Origin of the sequence: Kitasatospora sp. MMS16-BH015 (assembly GCF_002943525.1) — a bacterium.
Classification (GTDB): domain Bacteria; phylum Actinomycetota; class Actinomycetes; order Streptomycetales; family Streptomycetaceae; genus Kitasatospora.
The window spans coordinates 5,096,378-5,113,450 of sequence record NZ_CP025394.1 but is presented as its reverse complement, the minus strand read 5'-3'; the positions used below and the strand labels follow the sequence as shown (position 1 = coordinate 5,113,450).

Annotated in this window: 15 protein-coding genes; 10 read left to right on the top strand and 5 right to left on the bottom strand. The window is 74.6% G+C overall.

The annotated features are described in order from the left end of the window. Window positions 1–192: 192 nt before the first annotated feature. On the bottom strand, window positions 193–1,074 hold the full coding sequence (locus CFP65_RS22235) for a DUF3027 domain-containing protein (RefSeq protein ID WP_104817836.1): 882 nt from the start codon (window positions 1,072–1,074) through the stop codon (window positions 193–195). A 609-nt stretch (window positions 1,075–1,683) separates the two neighbouring features. Between CFP65_RS22235 and CFP65_RS22230 the strand changes: the two genes are divergently transcribed. The 4 genes from CFP65_RS22230 to CFP65_RS22215 all read left to right on the top strand — a co-directional run bounded on the left by CFP65_RS22230 (window position 1,684) and on the right by CFP65_RS22215 (window position 5,401). Next, complete coding sequence (locus tag CFP65_RS22230) at window positions 1,684–3,132, top strand: MFS transporter (protein ID WP_158702612.1); 1,449 nt, start codon at window positions 1,684–1,686, stop codon at window positions 3,130–3,132. 93 nt (window positions 3,133–3,225) lie between these two features. Next, window positions 3,226–3,777: a hypothetical protein gene (locus tag CFP65_RS22225; protein ID WP_104817835.1), complete on the top strand. Its 552-nt coding sequence runs from the start codon at window positions 3,226–3,228 to the stop codon at window positions 3,775–3,777. Then, a complete protein-coding gene (locus CFP65_RS22220) occupies window positions 3,778–4,578 on the top strand; it encodes a futalosine hydrolase (protein WP_254552514.1) in 801 nt (266 codons plus the stop codon). Continuing rightward, window positions 4,571–5,401: a 1,4-dihydroxy-6-naphthoate synthase gene (locus CFP65_RS22215; protein ID WP_104817834.1), complete on the top strand. Its 831-nt coding sequence runs from the start codon at window positions 4,571–4,573 to the stop codon at window positions 5,399–5,401. The genes CFP65_RS22220 and CFP65_RS22215 overlap by 8 nt, the downstream gene beginning before the upstream one ends. A gap of 76 nt (window positions 5,402–5,477) precedes the next feature. On the opposite strand, the gene CFP65_RS22210 is transcribed toward CFP65_RS22215, so the two are convergent. After that, the gene (locus CFP65_RS22210; protein WP_104817833.1) at window positions 5,478–5,861 is read right to left on the bottom strand and encodes a cold-shock protein; all 384 of its coding nucleotides are present in this window, start codon (window positions 5,859–5,861) and stop codon (window positions 5,478–5,480) included. Window positions 5,862–6,299: 438 nt separating this feature from the next. Next, entirely contained in the window at window positions 6,300–7,577 is a 1,278-nt protein-coding gene (locus tag CFP65_RS22205; RefSeq protein WP_104817832.1) for an esterase family protein, read from the bottom strand. 163 nt (window positions 7,578–7,740) lie between these two features. Between CFP65_RS22205 and CFP65_RS22200 the strand changes: the two genes are divergently transcribed. Next, window positions 7,741–7,986, top strand: a complete 246-nt coding sequence (locus CFP65_RS22200) for a hypothetical protein (protein ID WP_104817831.1) — start codon at window positions 7,741–7,743, stop codon at window positions 7,984–7,986. A 64-nt stretch (window positions 7,987–8,050) separates the two neighbouring features. Here the strand turns inward: CFP65_RS22200 and CFP65_RS22195 are convergent, their stop codons facing one another. Continuing rightward, a complete protein-coding gene (locus CFP65_RS22195; RefSeq protein ID WP_104817830.1) occupies window positions 8,051–8,677 on the bottom strand; it encodes an HAD family hydrolase in 627 nt (208 codons plus the stop codon). 284 nt (window positions 8,678–8,961) lie between these two features. Between CFP65_RS22195 and CFP65_RS22190 the strand changes: the two genes are divergently transcribed. The 4 genes from CFP65_RS22190 (at window position 8,962) to CFP65_RS22175 (ending at window position 13,193) form a co-directional block, all read left to right on the top strand. Further along, entirely contained in the window at window positions 8,962–9,981 is a 1,020-nt protein-coding gene (locus CFP65_RS22190; protein WP_104817829.1) for an iron ABC transporter permease, read from the top strand. Window positions 9,982–10,076: 95 nt separating this feature from the next. Continuing rightward, window positions 10,077–11,123, top strand: coding sequence for an iron chelate uptake ABC transporter family permease subunit (locus tag CFP65_RS22185; RefSeq protein ID WP_104817828.1), 1,047 nt, complete (start codon window positions 10,077–10,079; stop codon window positions 11,121–11,123). Continuing rightward, window positions 11,123–12,037: an ABC transporter ATP-binding protein gene (locus CFP65_RS22180; protein ID WP_104817827.1), complete on the top strand. Its 915-nt coding sequence runs from the start codon at window positions 11,123–11,125 to the stop codon at window positions 12,035–12,037. Before CFP65_RS22185 ends, CFP65_RS22180 begins: the two co-directional genes overlap by 1 nt. 151 nt (window positions 12,038–12,188) lie before the next feature. Beyond that, on the top strand, window positions 12,189–13,193 hold the full coding sequence (locus tag CFP65_RS22175; protein ID WP_104817826.1) for an iron-siderophore ABC transporter substrate-binding protein: 1,005 nt from the start codon (window positions 12,189–12,191) through the stop codon (window positions 13,191–13,193). Window positions 13,194–13,351: 158 nt separating this feature from the next. Here the strand turns inward: CFP65_RS22175 and CFP65_RS42170 are convergent, their stop codons facing one another. Next, window positions 13,352–13,954: a hypothetical protein gene (locus CFP65_RS42170; protein WP_158702311.1), complete on the bottom strand. Its 603-nt coding sequence runs from the start codon at window positions 13,952–13,954 to the stop codon at window positions 13,352–13,354. A gap of 529 nt (window positions 13,955–14,483) precedes the next feature. Between CFP65_RS42170 and CFP65_RS22165 the strand changes: the two genes are divergently transcribed. Beyond that, complete coding sequence (locus CFP65_RS22165; protein WP_104817825.1) at window positions 14,484–17,036, top strand: helicase C-terminal domain-containing protein; 2,553 nt, start codon at window positions 14,484–14,486, stop codon at window positions 17,034–17,036. Window positions 17,037–17,073 lie beyond the last annotated feature (37 nt).

Here is a 17,073-nt window from a genome sequence, read left to right as displayed (position 1 = left end):
CTTCAGATGCACTATCCAGGGGCGCGGGGAACTGCGCGAGGTCGAAGGAACCGGACCTGCCCGCAACCGCAATGAGCCACTTGCACCATCAACGGACAGTGCAAGTGGCTCACAGCGTAAGACAACCGCAGAGTGCCGGGCTGGCCGCGCCGTTCCCCGCGCCCCTGATAGTGCAACTGCGGATAGTGCGAATCAGGAGTGTCCGAGCTCCTCGGCCGGGGCATCGGGCTCCACCGACCCGCTCGACCGGTCCGGGTGGAGCTGCAGCGGCTCGACCACGAGTTCGTCCAGGATCAGCTCCGCCGGAACCGGCGGGGCCGGCAGCACGGCCGCCTCGGAGTGGCCGCCGCAGCCGTAGCCGAGCGAGACGACCTGGCCGTCGGCCGGACCGAACTCGTTGCCGCAGACGCCGAACGCCTGGCCGAGCGAGCCGCCGATCGGCACCAGGAAGCCGCAGCTGTTGCAGTTCGCCGGGGCGGACTGGGCCATCGGCGTCTGGGGGCCGTAGGCGGTCTCCCAGCGGTCGGCGGCCAGGTGCAGGCCCATCCGGGAGAGCACCCGGGGGCGGCCCAGGCCGAGCTCCTCGGCGACGGCGCCGATCCGGGCCCGGGCGGGAGCCGGCTGCACGTGCGAGTCGGAGACGACCAGGTCGTCCTCCTCCGCGAGGGCGGCCACCGAGTTGGGGGCCGGCTCGTCCTCGCCGGTCCAGCCCGGCTCCAGGCGCAGGTCGTCCGCGCCGGTGGGCAGCAGGTCGCCGGGGCCGAGGTCGCCCGGCCGCAGCCGCTCGCTCCACGGCACCCACTGCGGGGCCAGTACGGCGTCCTGGCCCGGCAGCAGCACCGTCTCGTCCACGGTCACGTTCTTGGCCCGGGCGGCCCGAGCCACCGTCACGGCCCAGTGCCAGCCGCGGTACGCGGCGTCCCGGCACTCGAAGCTGTGGGTGACGACCCGTTCGCCCTCGGCCTGCACCCCGAGGTGGGCGCCGACGGCCTCGGCGCCGACCGCCTCCACGGCGGCCTGACGGGCGAGTTCGACGGCCTCGGCACAGAGCCGATCAGGGGTACGGCTTCGCATCGCAGCACTCACGGCGTCGATTCTCTCCCACTTCTCTGTTGCTTCGCGGGCCCCGGCGGCGACAACCGCCCACTCCGTGTCGATCAAGCCTCCGGGGCCTGCCTGGAAGCGACTCTGGGGAGTGCTTCGGGGCCTGCCGGAGGCGCCGTCACGGGGTTCGGGTGCCGCTGGGTACCGTCTTCGGGTCTATTCTGCGCGACTCGGCACCGGTCCGTGGACCGGCCGCGCCGCCCACCGGGCTGTGCACGCGCGTAGTGCAGGCTACCCGTCGGTCAGGCGCGGACGACAGCCCGGTGCCTGCGCACCACCCCGACGACGCCGGAACGTGACCTCCGATTGTCGGCGGGTCCGCCTCGCGTTCCCTCGTCTCGCGGGCGTTTCTCAGGCAGGATTGGCTCTGTGGCGGAAGAGCACCCGTCGCAGCACGCACTGCACGACCCGCAGGCGAACGGCTCACCCGGGCCCCCTTCGGAGCCGGGCACCGTGCCGCGACCGCACCTCCCTCTCGCCCCTGCGGACGGCGCCGAGCCCCCGCCGGAGGCGGACTCCGCGCAGCCCGCAGCCGCTCCGCAGTCCACAACCGCTCCGCAGCCCGCGACCGCCGAGGACATGGCCACCGAGGACGCGGCCACCGAGGCACTCGATCAGGAAGCCGAGCAGGAGCCCCGGCGCAACGCGCTGATCCGCGGCGCCTCCGCCGCCGGCGCCCGCACCGGCAAGGTGGTCAACGGCACCGGCCGCCGGATCCGCCGGGCCACCGCCGCCGAGGGCGCGGGCGAATCGGGCCTCGCCAAGCTGATCGAGCTGCACGCGCTGAACTCCTTCGGCGACATGCTGATCACCATCGCGCTGGCCTCCACCATCTTCTTCTCGGTGCCCACCGGCGAGGCCCGCGGCCGGGTCGCGCTCTACCTGCTGATCACCATGGCGCCCTTCGCCCTGCTCGCCCCGGTGATCGGCCCGCTGCTCGACCGGCTGCCGCACGGTCGCCGGGCCGCGATGGCGATGTCGATGCTGGTCCGCGCGGTGCTCGCCTGGACGATGGCCTCCACCGTGGCCGACGGCGGGCTCGCGCTCTACCCGGAGGCGCTGGGGGTGCTGGTCGCCTCCAAGGCGTACGGGGTGGTGCGCAGCGTCGTGGTGCCCCGGCTTCTGCCCCCGCAGCTCTCCCTGGTGAAGGCCAACTCCCGGGTCACCCTGGCCGGACTGCTGGCCACCGGCCTGGCCGCGCCGCTGGGCGCGGGGCTGCACCTGATCGGGCCCGGCTGGCCGCTGCGCGGGGCCTTCCTGGTCTTCGTGATCGGCACCCTGATGGCCTTCCACCTGCCGCACAAGGTGGACTCCGCCAAGGGCGAGCAGCGCGCCGTGCTGCACGCCGAGGAGCACCCCGCCGGCCACCTGCTCGGCCACCACCACGCGCCCGAGCCGCCGCAGAAGCCCAAGGCCCCGCCGGTCAAGGCGATGCTGCGCAGCGTCGGCCCCTCGGTGATCCTGGCCCTGCGGGCGGTCGGGGCGCTGCGCTTCCTGGTCGGTTTCCTGGTCATGTTCCTGGCCTTCCTGCTGCGCGACGACCCGGTCAGCAGCCTGGCCCCCACCGCGACGCTGGGCATCGTCGCCTTCGCGGCCGGGGCGGGCAACGCGCTCGGCTCGGTGTTCGGCTCCTGGCTGCGCACCCGGGGCTCGGAGATGACGGTGACGGCGATGCTGCTGCTGGCCACCGGCGCGGCCACGGCGGCGGCGCTCTGGTACAGCCTGCTCACCGTCGCGCTGGTCGCCGGCGTCTCCGGGGTGGCCGCCTCGCTGGGCAAGCTGGCGCTGGACGCGCTGATCCAGCGGGACGTGCCCGAGGCCGTCCGCACCTCCGCCTTCGCCCGCTCGGAAACGGCGCTGCAGCTCTGCTGGGTGGCCGGGGGCGGTCTCGGCATCGTGCTGCCGCTGAACGGCACGCTGGGCCTGGCGGTCGCCGCCGGGGTGGTCGGGCTGATGCTGCTGGTGACGGTCCGTTCCCTGCTGCGGGTCGGTCTGCACGGCCCCGCCACCCGCCCGCGGGTGGCCTGAAGCGGCGCAGGCGAGTGACGTAATCCCGATCGAGTGCCGAAACTCGGCCACCCCCGCGTAGCGTGATCGACGAAGCCCGGTAGCCTCTTGCCCATGAGCCTCAGCACCCGTGCAATCGCCGCCCTCGGCGCCGTCGTCGTGATCGGCGCCGGCACGGTCGGCGGGTCCATCGCCTACGCGACCGGCGAGGACCAGCCCATCAGCCACCAGGCCACCCTGACGGTCGGCCGGTCGTCCATCCACGCCGAGCCGTTCGCCTCCTGCTACAACGACGGCAAGCCGCTCGGCAAGGACGCCGTCGCCAAGTGCCAGACGGACGCCAAGAAGGCCGCCGACAACGGCGAGCTGCCCGGCCTGGACGTGCGCAACAGCGACCGGATCGGCGTCGGCGTCGACCCGGGCACCGCCGACAAGGGCTGGTTCTCCTTCACCGACGGCGGTCAGCAGGGCCAGGCCCCGATCTCCTCCTCGCGGACCAACACCACCTTCTCGGGCATGCTGCCGGTCTCCGGCCTGCTCGCCCAGGGCAAGAAGACCACCGTCACCGTGGTCCAGGCCGACGAGAAGACCGGCGACATCCTCGCCGCCTGGTACTTCACCCTGGACAACAAGGACTACGTCGCCCAGGCCGCTCCGGCCCAGTAAGTGACCTCCCCCCTCCAGCGTCACCACGACGACCAGCACCCCGCCGGGGTGCTGGTCGTCGTCGCCGTTCCGGCCGAGGCCGAGGCCGTGCTGCGCGGCCTGGGCCACGGCGCCGCCCCGCACGCGGTGCCCGGCGGCGAGCTGCGCCGCAGCCTGCTGTCCACCGGCGCGCCGGTGGACGTGCTGGCCGGCGGGGTCGGCCCGGCGGCGGTGGCCGCCGCGACGGCCGCCGCGCTCGCCACCTTCCCGTACCGGCTGGTGGTCTCGGCCGGGATCGCGGGCGGCTTCGCCCCGCAGGCCCCGGTCGGCTCGGTGGTGGTCGCCACCGAGCTGGTCGCGGCCGACCTCGGCGCCGAATCCCCCGAGGGCTTCCTGGACGTCGAGCAGCTCGGCTTCGGCCGCACCCGCTACACCCCGCCCGCCGCCGCCGTCGCGCTGGCCGCAGGCGACCTGCGGGCCGCCGCCGTCATCGCTCCCGGGCCCGGGGCCACCGCCCGGCCGTTGCTCACCGTGGCCACCGGCCCGGTGCTCACCGTCTCCACCGTCACCGGCAGCGCCGAGCGCGCCGCCGAGCTGGCCGACCGGCACCCCGGCGCGGTGGCCGAGGCGATGGAGGGCCACGGCGTGGCCGAGGCCGCCGCCCGGTTCGGCCTGCCGGCCCTGGAGATCCGTGCGGTCTCCAACCCCGTCGGGCCCCGGGACCGCTCCGCCTGGCGGATCGGCGAGGCCCTGGCGGCCCTGGAACTGGCCTTCCAGGTGTTGCCCCTACCCGCCGTCCTGGAGGCGCTTCCCCGTGACTGACCGGCTCTCCGTCGCCTACTCGCCCTGCCCGAACGACACCTTCGTCTTCCACGCCTGGGCGCACGGCCTGGTACCGGGCGAGCCCGCCCCCGAGGTGCGGTTCGCCGACATCGACATCACCAACGGGCTCGCCGAGCGCGGCGAGGGCGATCTGCTGAAGATCAGTTACGGGCAGCTGCCCTGGGTCCTGGACGAGTACCAGCTGCTGCCCTGCGGCGGCGCGCTCGGCCGCGGCTGCGGCCCGCTGGTGCTCACCCGCTCCCCCGACGAGGACCTGACCGGCCGCACCGTCGCCGTCCCGAGCGAGCGCTCCACGGCGTACCTGCTCTTCCGGCTCTGGGCCGCGAAGGCCGTGCCGGGCGGGTTCGGGGAGATCGTGGTGCTCCCGTTCGACCAGATCATGCCCGCCGTGCGGGACGGGCGGGTGGACGCCGGCCTGGTGATCCACGAGGCCCGCTTCACGTACCAGCAGTACGGCCTGCACCGCCTGGCCGACATGGGCGAGGCCTGGGAGCAGGAGACCGGGCTGCCGATCCCGCTCGGCGCGATCGTGGCCCGCCGCTCGCTCGGCGCGGAGCGGATCGCCGCGCTGACCGAGACCATCCGGGCCTCCGTCCGCGCGGCCTGGGCCGACCCGGCCGCCTCCCGCGCGTACGTGCTCGCGCACGCCCAGGAGATGGACCCGGCCGTGGCCGACCAGCACATCGCCCTGTACGTGAACGAGTTCACCGCCGACCTCGGCGAGGAGGGCCACGCCGCAGTCCGGGCCCTCCTCGACCGCGCGGCCGAAGAGGGGCTCGTACCTCCGGTGGCAATCAGCTAGGGGCGCGGGGAACTGCGCGGCCGACCATCGACTGCGCCGCACTCACGCCCGTTGCTCCGGTCGCACCATCCGCCGGTCAGACGTCGAACTGGTCCGCGACCGCCCGCAGGAGCACCGCGAGCTTCTGCCCGGCCGGCTTCGCGGGGTACCGGCCGCGCTGGAGGCCGGGCAGCACCGCGTCGAGCGTGGTGATCAGGTCCTGGACGATGGGGGCCATGTCGTCCGGGGTCTTGCGCTGGGCCGCCGCGACCGAGGGCAGCGCCTCCAGCAGGGTGACGGCCATCGCCTGGTCGCCGCGGTGGCCGGCGGCCACGCCGAACTCGACCCGCTGACCGGGCCGGAGCGAGGTGACCCCGGCAGGCAGCGCCTTGGTGTGGACGAAGACCTCGCCCCCGTCGTCGCGCGACAGGAAGCCGTAGCCCTTCGTCTCGTTGAACCACTTGACCTGGCCGGTGGGCATCTCGAAAGTCCTCAGTCTGGGTGTGGGGAGACCCCCGGGCCGTCGGACGGCCGAGGGTCAGCAGGTGGATGGCGGGCCGTACGCCCACGACGGGCGGGCACGGCTCCGCAGAGATTAACGCTCCGTCAACGACTCTTTCGAGAGATTCGTGAGAACGGCTTTTCGGACCGCCGTCGACCGGCTTCGGCCACCGGCGCGGAGCGTGGTCTCGCGGCGGCCGCCGGCCCGGGCCCGGGCACAGCAGGGCCCCGCAACGGGCTCTCCACTGGCTCCACCCCCGACCGGACGAGCGGAGTGACCGGTGCGACCCCGCGTGCCTGCTGCATACCCCGTTGACGGGCACACCGAAACTCCCCGTCTCCGCGGAGTTGCACGCAGTGACGAGGAGTCAGGTTCCAGCAGGTCAGCCGGGCGGCCGCTGCGGGCCCCGGCCGGGGCTCAGGCGGCGGCGCCGGCCGGGGCTCCGGCCGGAGTGCTCGGGGTCTGGGCCGGCGTGCTCGGGGTCTGAGCCGGGGTGCTCGGGGTCTGAGCCGGGGTGCTCGGGGCCTGGGCCGGGGTGCTCGGGGCCTGAGCGGGGGTCTCGCTCGGGGCGTGCAGCTGCTGGCCGAGCCAGCCGAGCGAGGCCGGCAGCATCCGCGACCAGGTGTTGAAGTTGTGCCCGCCGGTCGGCAGCTCGATCCAGGAGACCTTGGTCGGGCCGCCCTTGGCCGCCGCGATGAACTTCTTGGTGGACTTGTAGTAGTCGCCGTCGCCCTCCTTGCTGCCGCCGAGCAGCAGCGAGACGGCGGGCTTCGGCAGGTGCTTCAGCCGCCAGTCGAGGTCGGCCTGCTGGCGGCGGGACTGGTCGCCGCCGAAGAGGTCGCCGGTGGTCGCGTCCTCGGCGGCCTTGTAGTAGCCGGAGAGCGAGACTGCGGCGGTGAACACGTCCGGGTGCTTCATGGTCAGCTTGAGCGCGCAGTAGCCGCCGGTGGAGTTGCCGATGATGCCGAGGCTGCCGGGGCCCTCGGCGATCCGGTACGAGCTGCGGATGGCCTGCGGCACGTCCTTGGCGAAGTAGGTCTCGGCCTGGGTGCTGCCGGGCACGTCCTCGCACTCGGTGTCGCGCGGCATCGCCGGGGAGGGCCGCATCATGACCAGCACGGTCGGGTTGGTCTTGCCGTCCTTGATCGCCTGGAGCTCGGTGGCCGGGTAGTTGAGCTTGGTGATCAGGTTCTTGGCATCGCCGGGGAAGCCGGTGATCGCGATCGCGGCCGGGAACTTCTTGTTCTGGTACTCCGGCTGGAAGTACTGCGGCGGCAGGTAGACGTACCCCTCGGTGGAGAGGCCGGTGCTCAGGCCGGGGATCCGGATCTTCTCCAGCTTGCCGACCTGCTGCGGGTCGCGGCCGACCGTGTTGGTGCCGCGCACGTTCTCGTTCGAGATCTGCTGCACGCCGGTCTTCTTGCCGCCCACCAGCTGGCTCTGGATGGTCACCGGCGAGTTGTCGTTGGTGCCCAGCAGGTCGGCCCAGCTGCTGTAGAACGCGAAGTAGTTGTTCGCGACCAGCCCCAGGGTGCACATGACGGCCAGCTGGGTGGCCAGGATGGTGCCGATCCGGCCGCACACCGCGCCGACGCTCTTCTTGGCCAGCCTCGGCCAGAGCCAGACCGTGCCGACGACCAGCAGGACCGAGATCAGTGCGGACAGCGCCAGCACCTTGTGACTCGTCAGACCCATGCCCCTGTACGCCCCTGCTCCCTGAACGACATCTCGAACATCCTCCAGAGTGCCTGAGAGTTCTCTGAAAGCCCTGACCGCCCAGAGTGAACCGACCCCCGCCGATCGGCGGGGGTCGGTTCTTCTGCGACACTGGGAGGCAACTTTTTCCGGGAGGAACGACGTGAAGACCAGTACCACCGAGCCCGGCGCCGCCTTCGTCCGCGCCGGAGGCATCGTCTTCGGACTGGGATCGGTCGCCACGCTGGTGACGTTCGTCCCACTCTTCTTCCACCTGAAGCCGCTGCCGACCGCCGCCTACTGGCTCTGCATGCTGATGCCGCTGGGCTTCCTGCTCTCCCTCGTGGGCCTGCTCCAGGGAGCGCGCGCACAGAAGCACCGCGCCGAGGAGGGCAGCGGGGCCGCCTGAGCCCTGCCCCTCGGGGCCGTCCCGTCCGGCCCCTCCCCTGCCCCCGCGGCCCTCCGGACAGCCCCTAGCGGACGGCGGCCCGGTCGAGGTGTGTGGCCAGCCAGTCCGGGAACTCGGTGAGCGAGCCCAGCACCACGTCGGCCCCGGCCTCGCGCAGCGCCGCCTCGTCGTACGGGCCCGTGGTCACCCCGACCGCCACCGCCCCGGCGGCCCGGGCACCCCGGACGTCGCCCAGGTGGTCGCCCACGTACACGCCGGCGCCGTGCTCCAGCAGCGCCGCCCCCTTGGTCTCGGCCCAGGTGTCCCCGACCAGGATGTCCACCTCCATCCCGACGTGGGCCAGCTGCAGCCGCGCGTTCCGCTCGAACTTGCCGGTGATCACCGCCACCCGCCCGCCGGCCGCCCGCACCGCCGCCAGGGCCTCCCGCGCCCCCGGCAGCACCAGCGTCCCGGCCTCGGTGAGCGCGAGCTCCGGGTACAGCTCCCGGTACCGGTCCAGCGCCGACTGCACCTGATCGGCCGGGAACCACACCGCCATCTCCTGCGCCAGCGGCGGCCCCAGCCGACTGACCACCAGCTCACTGTCGATGTACGTCCCGGTCTCCGCGGCCAGCGTGTCGTACGCGGCCTTGATGCCGGGCCGCGTGTCCAGCAGGGTCATGTCGAGGTCGAATCCCACGGTGAGCGCCATACCCGCCAGCCTAGCCAGCCCCTCCGCCCGCCCGGCCCCCGCGCCCGAACCCCCGCAGACCTCCTCACCTCGGGCCCGCTGAACCTCCGGCCCTGGCCCCTCGGTCCCCCGGCTCCCTGGCCCCCGGCTCCCTGCCTTGCACTCCCTCGGCTCGGCTCAGCTCGCCCCACGCCCCGCCCCGCCGCGCCCTCTGCGCTCGATTCCCTTCCCTCCGTTCGCCGGATTTGCCCCACCCCGTCCCCTCAACTTAGCTTTGCCTAAGCTAACCACCGGAGGGGGATGCCTTGGCCGCCGATACGCCACGCCACCGCACCCTCCCCCGCACCGGCATCCTGGCCGGCGCCCTCGCCGTCCTCCTGCTCGCCGCCCTGCTCAGCCTCGCCGTCGGCAGCCGTACGGTCCCCCTCGGACACACCCTCCACGCCCTGCTGCACGCGGGCGGCGGCACCGACACCGTGGTGATCCGCGAGCTGCGCCTGCCCCGCACCGCCGTCGGCCTGGCCGTCGGCGCGGCCCTGGGCCTGGCCGGCGGCGTCATGCAGGGGCTGACCCGCAACCCGATCGCCGACCCCGGCATCCTCGGCGTCAGCCAGGGCGCGGCGGCCGGCGTGGTGACGGCGATCTCGCTGTTCGGCCTCGGCTCGCTGACCGGGTACGTCTGGTACGGCTTCGCGGGGGCGGTGCTGGCCGCCGTCCTGGTGTACGCGCTGGCCGGCACCGGCCGGGGCGGGGCCACCCCGGTGAAGCTTGCCCTCGCCGGGGCCGCGATGTCGGCCTTCCTGGCCTCCCTCACCAGCCTGGTGCTCACCACCGACGCGGCCACCATGGACCAGTTCCGGTTCTGGCAGGTCGGCTCGCTCTCGGGCCGCACGCCGGAGACCGCCTGGCAGCTGCTGCCCTTCCTGCTCACCGGCACCGCCCTGGCCCTCGCCGCCGCACCCGGCCTGGACGCCCTCGCCCTCGGCGAGGACACCGCCCGCGGCCTCGGCACCCGCACCGGCCGCACCCGGATCCTCGGCGCCCTGGCCGCCACCGTCCTCACCGGCTCCGCCGTCGCGGCCACCGGACCGATCGCCTTCGTCGGCCTGGCCGTCCCGCACGCCGCCCGCTTCCTGGTCGGCCCCTCCCACCGCTGGCTGCTCCCCCTCTCCGCCCTCCTCGGCGCCGCCTTCCTCCTCTTCGCCGACACCCTCGGCCGGATCCTCTTCCCACCCGCCGAAGTCCCGGCCGGCGTCCTCACCGCCCTGGTCGGCGTCCCCGTCCTGATCACCCTGGTCCGCCGCCGGAAGGTCATCGCCGCATGAACCACCCCACCCCCGGCTGCCCCCCCCGGCTCCCTGCGGACCTCCGCCACGCGCCCCCGGTCCGCTGCCCGGCTCCCCCACCGGACGGTCGCCGCATGACCACGCCCCTCCCCGGGTACGCCGCGCTCCGCTGCGGGCGCGCCTCGGCACTGATGCACCGCCGGTCCGCCGCCGTCGCCGCCGTGCTGCTCGTACTCCTCGCCGGGGCCGTCGTCGCCTCGCTCTGCTTCGGCGAGACCACCGTCTCTCCCGGGGCCGTACTGGACGTACTGCTCGGATGGCCGAGCCCGGAGCAGCTGGTGGTCGGCGAACTGCGCCTGCCGCGCGTGGTCGTCGGGGTGCTCACCGGGCTGGCCCTCGGCGCGGCCGGGGCGCTGATCCAGACCGTGGCCCGGAATCCACTGGCCAGCCCGGACGTGATCGGCGTCAGCCACGGCGCCTCGGCCGTCGTGGTCGGGCTGACCGCGTTCGGCCTCACCACCTCGCCGGGCCAGGTGCCCTGGGCCGCGGTGGCCGGCGGGGTGGGCGCGGGGCTGCTGGTGCACCTGCTGGCCTGGCGGCACGGGCTGCACGCCCAACGCTTCGTCCTGATCGGCATCGGGCTCAGCATCGCGCTGGGCGCCCTCACCTCGCTCTTCCTCACCAAAGGCGACGGTCTCCAGGCCCAGCAGGCCAAGGTCTGGACGACCGGTTCGCTGAACGGCACCGGCTTCGACCAGGCCGGCTGGCTCGTCTGGGTCCTGCTCGCCGCCCTGCCCTTCCTCGGCTGGGCGGCCCGAGCCCAACGCGGGATCACCTTCGACGACGCGACGGCCGTCGGCCTCGGCATCCGGCTCCACCGCGTCCGCCTGGGCACCGCCCTGCTCGGCGTCGTCCTCGCGGCCTGCGCCACCGGCGCCGCCGGACCGGTCGACTTCGTCGCCCTGACCGCCCCGCAGATCGCCCTCCGCCTGACCCGTTCCCCCCGCATCCCGCTCGCCTGCGCCGCCCTGACCGGCGCCCTCCTCGTCGTCCTCGCCGACCTCCTGGCCCGCCGCCTGCTCGCCCCGACCGAACTCCCGGTCGGCGTGGTCACCGGCCTGGTCGGCGCCCCGTACCTGATGTGGCTCCTCGCCTCGTCCCGCCGCCGCGGAGGCAACTGATGCACCCCCACCAGCCCACCCAGACCTCCTCCCCCGGCCCGGGGACGCAGCCGCACTCGCCCTCGCCCTCTCACTCGCGCCCCTTCTCGGCCCGGCCCGAACCGACCCGGTCCACCTCGCCCCAGGCCCTGGAAGCGCGCGGCCTGACCCTGGCGTACGAGTCCCGGACCGTCGTCGAGGGGCTCGACCTCGCCGTGCCGGACGGGCAGGTGACCGTGATCGTCGGACCGAACGCCTGCGGCAAGTCCACCCTGCTCCGGGCGCTCGGGCGGCTGCTCAAGCCGGTCGCGGGCAGCGTGCTGCTCGACGGCGCCGAACTGGCCCGGACCCCCACCCGCGAGGTGGCCCGCCGCCTCGGGCTGCTGCCGCAGTCGCCGACCGCACCGGAGGGCATCACCGTGGCGGACCTGGTCGCCCGGGGGCGGCAGCCGCACCAGAGCTGGTGGCGCCAGTGGTCGGCCGAGGACGAGGCGGCGGTGACCGAGGCACTGGCCCGGACGGCCACCACCGAGCTGGCCGAACGCGGGGTGGACGAGCTCTCCGGCGGGCAGCGCCAACGGGTCTGGATCGCGATGGCGCTGGCCCAGAACACCGACATCCTGCTGCTCGACGAGCCCACCACCTTCCTCGACCTCGCCCACCAGGTCGAGGTGCTCGACCTGGTCCGGCGGCTCAACCGGGAGCGGGGGCGCACGGTGGTCGCGGTGCTGCACGACCTCAACCAGGCCGCCCGGTACGCGGATCACCTCGTCGCACTGAAGGCGGGGCGGGTGGTGGCCCAGGGCCGGCCCGGCGAGGTGGTGACGGCCGAGCTGGTCCGGGACGTGTTCGGGCTGGAGTCGGTGGTCGTCCCCGACCCGGTGACCGGCACTCCGCTGGTCGTACCGGCCGCACCGTGGTCGGGACGAGAGTAACTATCAGGGTGCCTTCCTGATAATTAATCAGAAACACACCTCACCCACCCTAGAGCTATCTCTCCGGAAGGTTTCCTGATAATTCCGACATAATCGACTCACCGGGCCATTTCGACACCAGCACACCCCTCGCCCGGGAAGGGACGGACCGATGCCACGTCAGCTGCCGCGCCGCACCGCCCTCACCGGCCTAGGAGCCTTCCTGCTGACCGGCTGCGCCACCACCGGCCACCGCCTCCCCGCCCCCGCCCCGGGCACCCCCGCCGCCCCCAGCTCCCCGAACGGCACCGACAGCGCCGCCCCGAGCCCAGCCGCCGTCCCGAGCACCACCGTCACCGCCGCCACCGGCCCAGTCCTGGTGCCCGGCGCCCCCCAGCGCGTCATCGCCCTCGACACCGCCGAACTCGACTCCGCGATGACCCTCGGCCTCACCCCCGTTGGCGCCACCCGCGTCCCCGCCGACCCCGAGTTCCCCGACTACTGGCCCGCCTCCCGGTTCTCCGTCACCAACTACGTCGGCCCGATCGGCGCCCCCGACCCCCAACTGATCGCCGCCCTGCGCCCCGACGTGATCCTCGGCAACCAGACCCGCGACGGCGCCCACTACGAGGAACTCAGCCGCCTCGCCCCGACCGTTCTCACCCAGACCACCGGCTACCCCTGGAAAGCCGACTTCCAACTCCACGCCCAGGCCCTCGGCCGCACCGAGCAGGCCGCCGCCGTCGTCGAGTCCTACGCCGACCACCTCACCCAGGCCACCGCCGCGATCGGCTCGGTCGGCGCCGCCGGCAAACGCATCAGCCTGGTCCGCTTCGTCGAGGGCTCCCCCACCATCCGCCTCTACGCCCGCCAGAACTTCCTCGGCACCGTGCTCGCCGACCTCCAACTCCCCCGCCCCGACAGCCAGAACGCCGACACCTTCGCCGTCGAGATCCCCCCGGACCAGATCGCCAAAGCCGACGCCGACTACCTCTTCTACGCCACCTACGGCGCCGCCCAGACCGCCGCCACGCTCACCACCCCGGCCTGGCACGCCCTCTCGGCCGTCCAGAACCACCGAGCCTTCCCCGTCAGCGACCAACTCTGGTACCAGGGCATCGGCTACACCGGAGCCCACTACGTCATCGCCGAACTCCAACGCTTCCTGGGCGCCTGACGCACCACCAGTAGCGCCGGCGCACCACACCACGGGCGCACCACCAGGGGCGCGGGGAACTGCGCGAATCCGGAAGAACCCCTCCCCGCACCCACCCCACCCCAGCAGCGGCACCATCAACGCCCCTACTGCGCCGCCCCCACCACCTACGCCTACCCCTACCCCTGCCCCTGCCCCTCCGCCGACCGGCGCCGCCGCATCGCCACCCCCACCAGGAACACCGCCGAAAGCACCCCCGCCAGCCGCAACACCCCCGGCGCCGCCGACCACGTCACCTGCGTCAGCTGCTGCCCGGCGCCCAACGGGCTGCCCCACCGACCCCGTTCCCGCCCCCAGTACCAGACCGTCGACCCGGCCATCGTGATCAGCGGAATGCCGAACGCCGCCAGCTTCCGCGTCCACTCGCCCAACTTCGGTGCCACGTACGCCAACGCCCATCCCGCCAACAGCGCCAGGAACTGCCCCGACACCGCCCCACCCAGCAGCACCAGCGCCGCCAGCATCGCCACGAACGGCGGCCGCCGCCCCGCCAGCACCGACCCGGCCTTGGCCACCGCCTGCTCGACCGCCACCGGCCCGGCCGCCCCAGCGGCCCCCACCGACCCCGTGGCCCCGACCGCCGCGCCCTCGCCGCCCTGCTCCCCGCCCCGCTGTCCGGGCAACGTCGCATCCGCCGCCGCGTCCGCCGCCTCCGCCTTCGCCGTCACGTCGCTGAAGTCGAAGACCACGCTGTCCCAACCAGGGAAGTCCCGAGCCGTCAACGAAGGCCCCTGTGAGGCCCGCGCAATCAACCAGGCGCCGTCCCCACCCTCCTTGGTCAGCCCGACCGCCCCGCCCGCAGCCCCACCACCAGCCCCAGACCCGGCACCAGCCCCACCACCAGACCCGGCACCAGCCGAGGAGTCACGACCCCCGTCACCATCCTCCGGTCCGATCACCCCACCGGCCCCGGGCTGCCCGACCGGCACCTCGGGCACGTACACACTTCCGCCCTCGGGTTCGGCAGCCCCGTCGGCCGCCCGCCCCAGCACGCGCCAGGGCCCGTCCACCCGCCACCACTCGCCACCAGCCATGTGCCACACCCCGCTCCGTCCCCGCAGACGCTACCCACTCCACCGGCCCGCCCACCATGCCCGCCGACGCGCTTCCCCTCCCCCGCGCCCCCATCCACCCCGACCGAGCCGCCGCGACCGAGCCGCCCCCACCCGCCACGCCTCGGCCGCCTCAGGTTCCCCTCCCCCACCACTCCTTCCCCCACCCCCCACACCCGGAGGGTCTAATCTGGATCGGATGAGCACCCAGCCGAGCGCGCCCCGCCCCGCCCGGGCCTCCGCCGCCCACCGCACGCTCGCCGACGAGCTCCGCGCCCGCGAGGACGCCGATCTCGCCGTACTGCTCCGCAGCCGCCCGGACCTGCTCAACCCGGTGCCCAGTGATCTGACCCAGCTGGCTTCCCGGGCCTCGGGGCGAGCCTCGGCCCTGCGCGCGCTGGAACGCCTGGACCGCTTCACCCTCCAGGTCGCCGAAGCCCTCGCCGCCGCCCCGGACGCCGGGCCGGAGGCCACCGTGCGGAACCTGCTGGCCGGCCCGGCGAGGGTCAAGCCGCATCCGTCCGCCACCCCCGCCGACCGCGCCGCCGTCACCGCCGCGCTGCCGGCGGCCCTGGCCACCCTCCGCGAGCAGTGCCTGCTCTGGGGGCCGGACAACGGGCTCCGCCTGGTGATCGCGGTCCGCGAGGCCCTCGCCCCGACCGCGGCCAACCCCGGCCGGACCGGTCTCGGACCGACCCTCGCCGAGGCGACCCTCGGGATGTCCCCGGCCCGGCTCCAGCAACTGCTGGCCGGGGCCGGCCAACCCAGTACGCCCGACCCGGTCTCGGCCGTGGCCGCGCTGACCGCCCTGCTGACCGACCGCAAGCGCTGCGCTGCGCTGCTCGCCGAGGCCCCTCAGCCCGCCCTCGCCCTGCTGGAACGATTGGTCTGGGGGCCGCCCACCGGCACCGTGCCGGACGCGACCCGGCAGGTCACCGCCGAGGACGCGCACAGCCCGGTCGAGTGGCTGCTGGCCCGCGGCCTGCTGCTGCCGACCAGCCCGACCTCGGTCGTGCTGCCGCGCGAGCTGGCCCTGCACCTGCGCGGCGGCCGCAGCCACCGGGTCACCGAGCCCGTCCGCCCCACCCCCGTCACCGACGCACAGCGCGATCCACAGGCTGTGGACACGGCGGCGGCCGGCCAGGCGTACACCGCCGTCCGCACCGTCGAGGAGCTGCTGGAGGCCTGGGCGCTCCAGCCCCCGCCCACTCTGCGGGCCGGCGGCCTCGGCGTGCGCGACCTCAAGCGCGCCGCGCTGACCCTGGAGTGCCCCGAGCCGGTGGCCGCTTTCTGGCTCGAACTCTGCTACGCCGCAGGGCTGTTGGCCCCCGATGGCGAGGCGGACGAGCACTGGGCGCCCACCCCCGCGTACGACCTCTGGCTCCAGCAGTCGATCGCCGAGCGCTGGGCGCTGCTGGCCCGCACCTGGCTGGCCACCACCCGTACCCCGGGGCTGGTCGGCTCCCCGGACGGCAAGGGCAAGGCCCGCGCCGCCCTCGGGCCCGAGCTCGACCGCACCCTCGCGCCGAGCACCCGCCGCGCCGTCCTCGGCCTGCTCGCCGCGCTGCCGCCGGGCTCGGTGGCCGGCGCCGCCGCCCTGCTGCCCGCCCTGCGCTGGCAGCGCCCGCTGCGCGGCGGCCCCACCGCCCCCGACGGCCGTGACCTGCGCGAACACCTCACCGAGTGGACGCTAGCCGAGGCCGAACAGCTGGGCATCACCGGCCGCGGCGCGCTGGGCACCCCGGCCCGCGCGCTGCTCACCGGCTCGGGCTCCGGCACTTCGGACGAGGTGGTCGAGGCCCTCGCCCCGCTGCTGCCCGAGCCGCTCGACCACGTGATCCTCCAGCCCGACCTGACCGCGATCGCCCCCGGTCCGCTGCTCACCCCGCTCGCCCAGGCACTCGCGCTGGCGGCCGACATCGAGTCCAAGGGCGGCGCCACGGTCTACCGGTTCACCACCGAATCCGTCCGCCGCGCGCTGGACGCCGGCCGCACCGCCGCCGACCTGCACGCCTTCCTCGCCCAGCACTCCCGCACGCCGGTGCCCCAGCCGCTCGCGTACCTGATCGACGACGTGGCGCGGCGGCACGGCGTGCTCCGGGTCGGCGCGGCCTCCAGCTACGTGCGCTGCGACGACCCGGCCCTGCTCGCCGAGGTGCAGGCTGACCGCCGCGCGGTGGAGCTGCGGCTGCGGCTGCTCGCCCCGACCGTGCTGGCCGCCCAGGCCGCGCCGGACACGCTGCTGGCCGTGCTCCGCACGATGGGGTACGCCCCGGCCGCCGAATCCGCCGAGGGCGACGTGCTGATCACCCGCCCCGACACCCACCGCACCCCGCCCCGGTCGGCCCCGGTGCCCGTGCCGGACGGCCCGCCGGTGCCGGACGACGCGCTGCTCGGCGCGGCCGTGAAGGCCGTCCGGGCGGGCGACCGGGCCGCGACGGCCGTCCGCCGCGAGACGGTGGCCGGGCCCGCCGCCAACCCTCAGCAGAGCGGCCCGGCCCGCACCGACCTGCGCCAACTGCCCCGCACGGCCGCCGCCGACACGCTCGCCGCGCTGCAGACCGCCGTCATGCTGGGCGAACGGATGTGGATCGGCTACGTCAACGCCGAGGGCCTGGCCTCCCAGCGGGTGGTCGACCCGGTCAAGGTCGAGGGCGGGTACGTGACGGCCTACGACCACCACGCGGAGGAGGTCCGCACCTTCCTGCTGCACCGGATCACCGGCGTCGCCGAGGTGGAGGAGACCGCCTGAGACCGGGCCGGCCGGATTCCCCGCAGGGTCGGCCGCC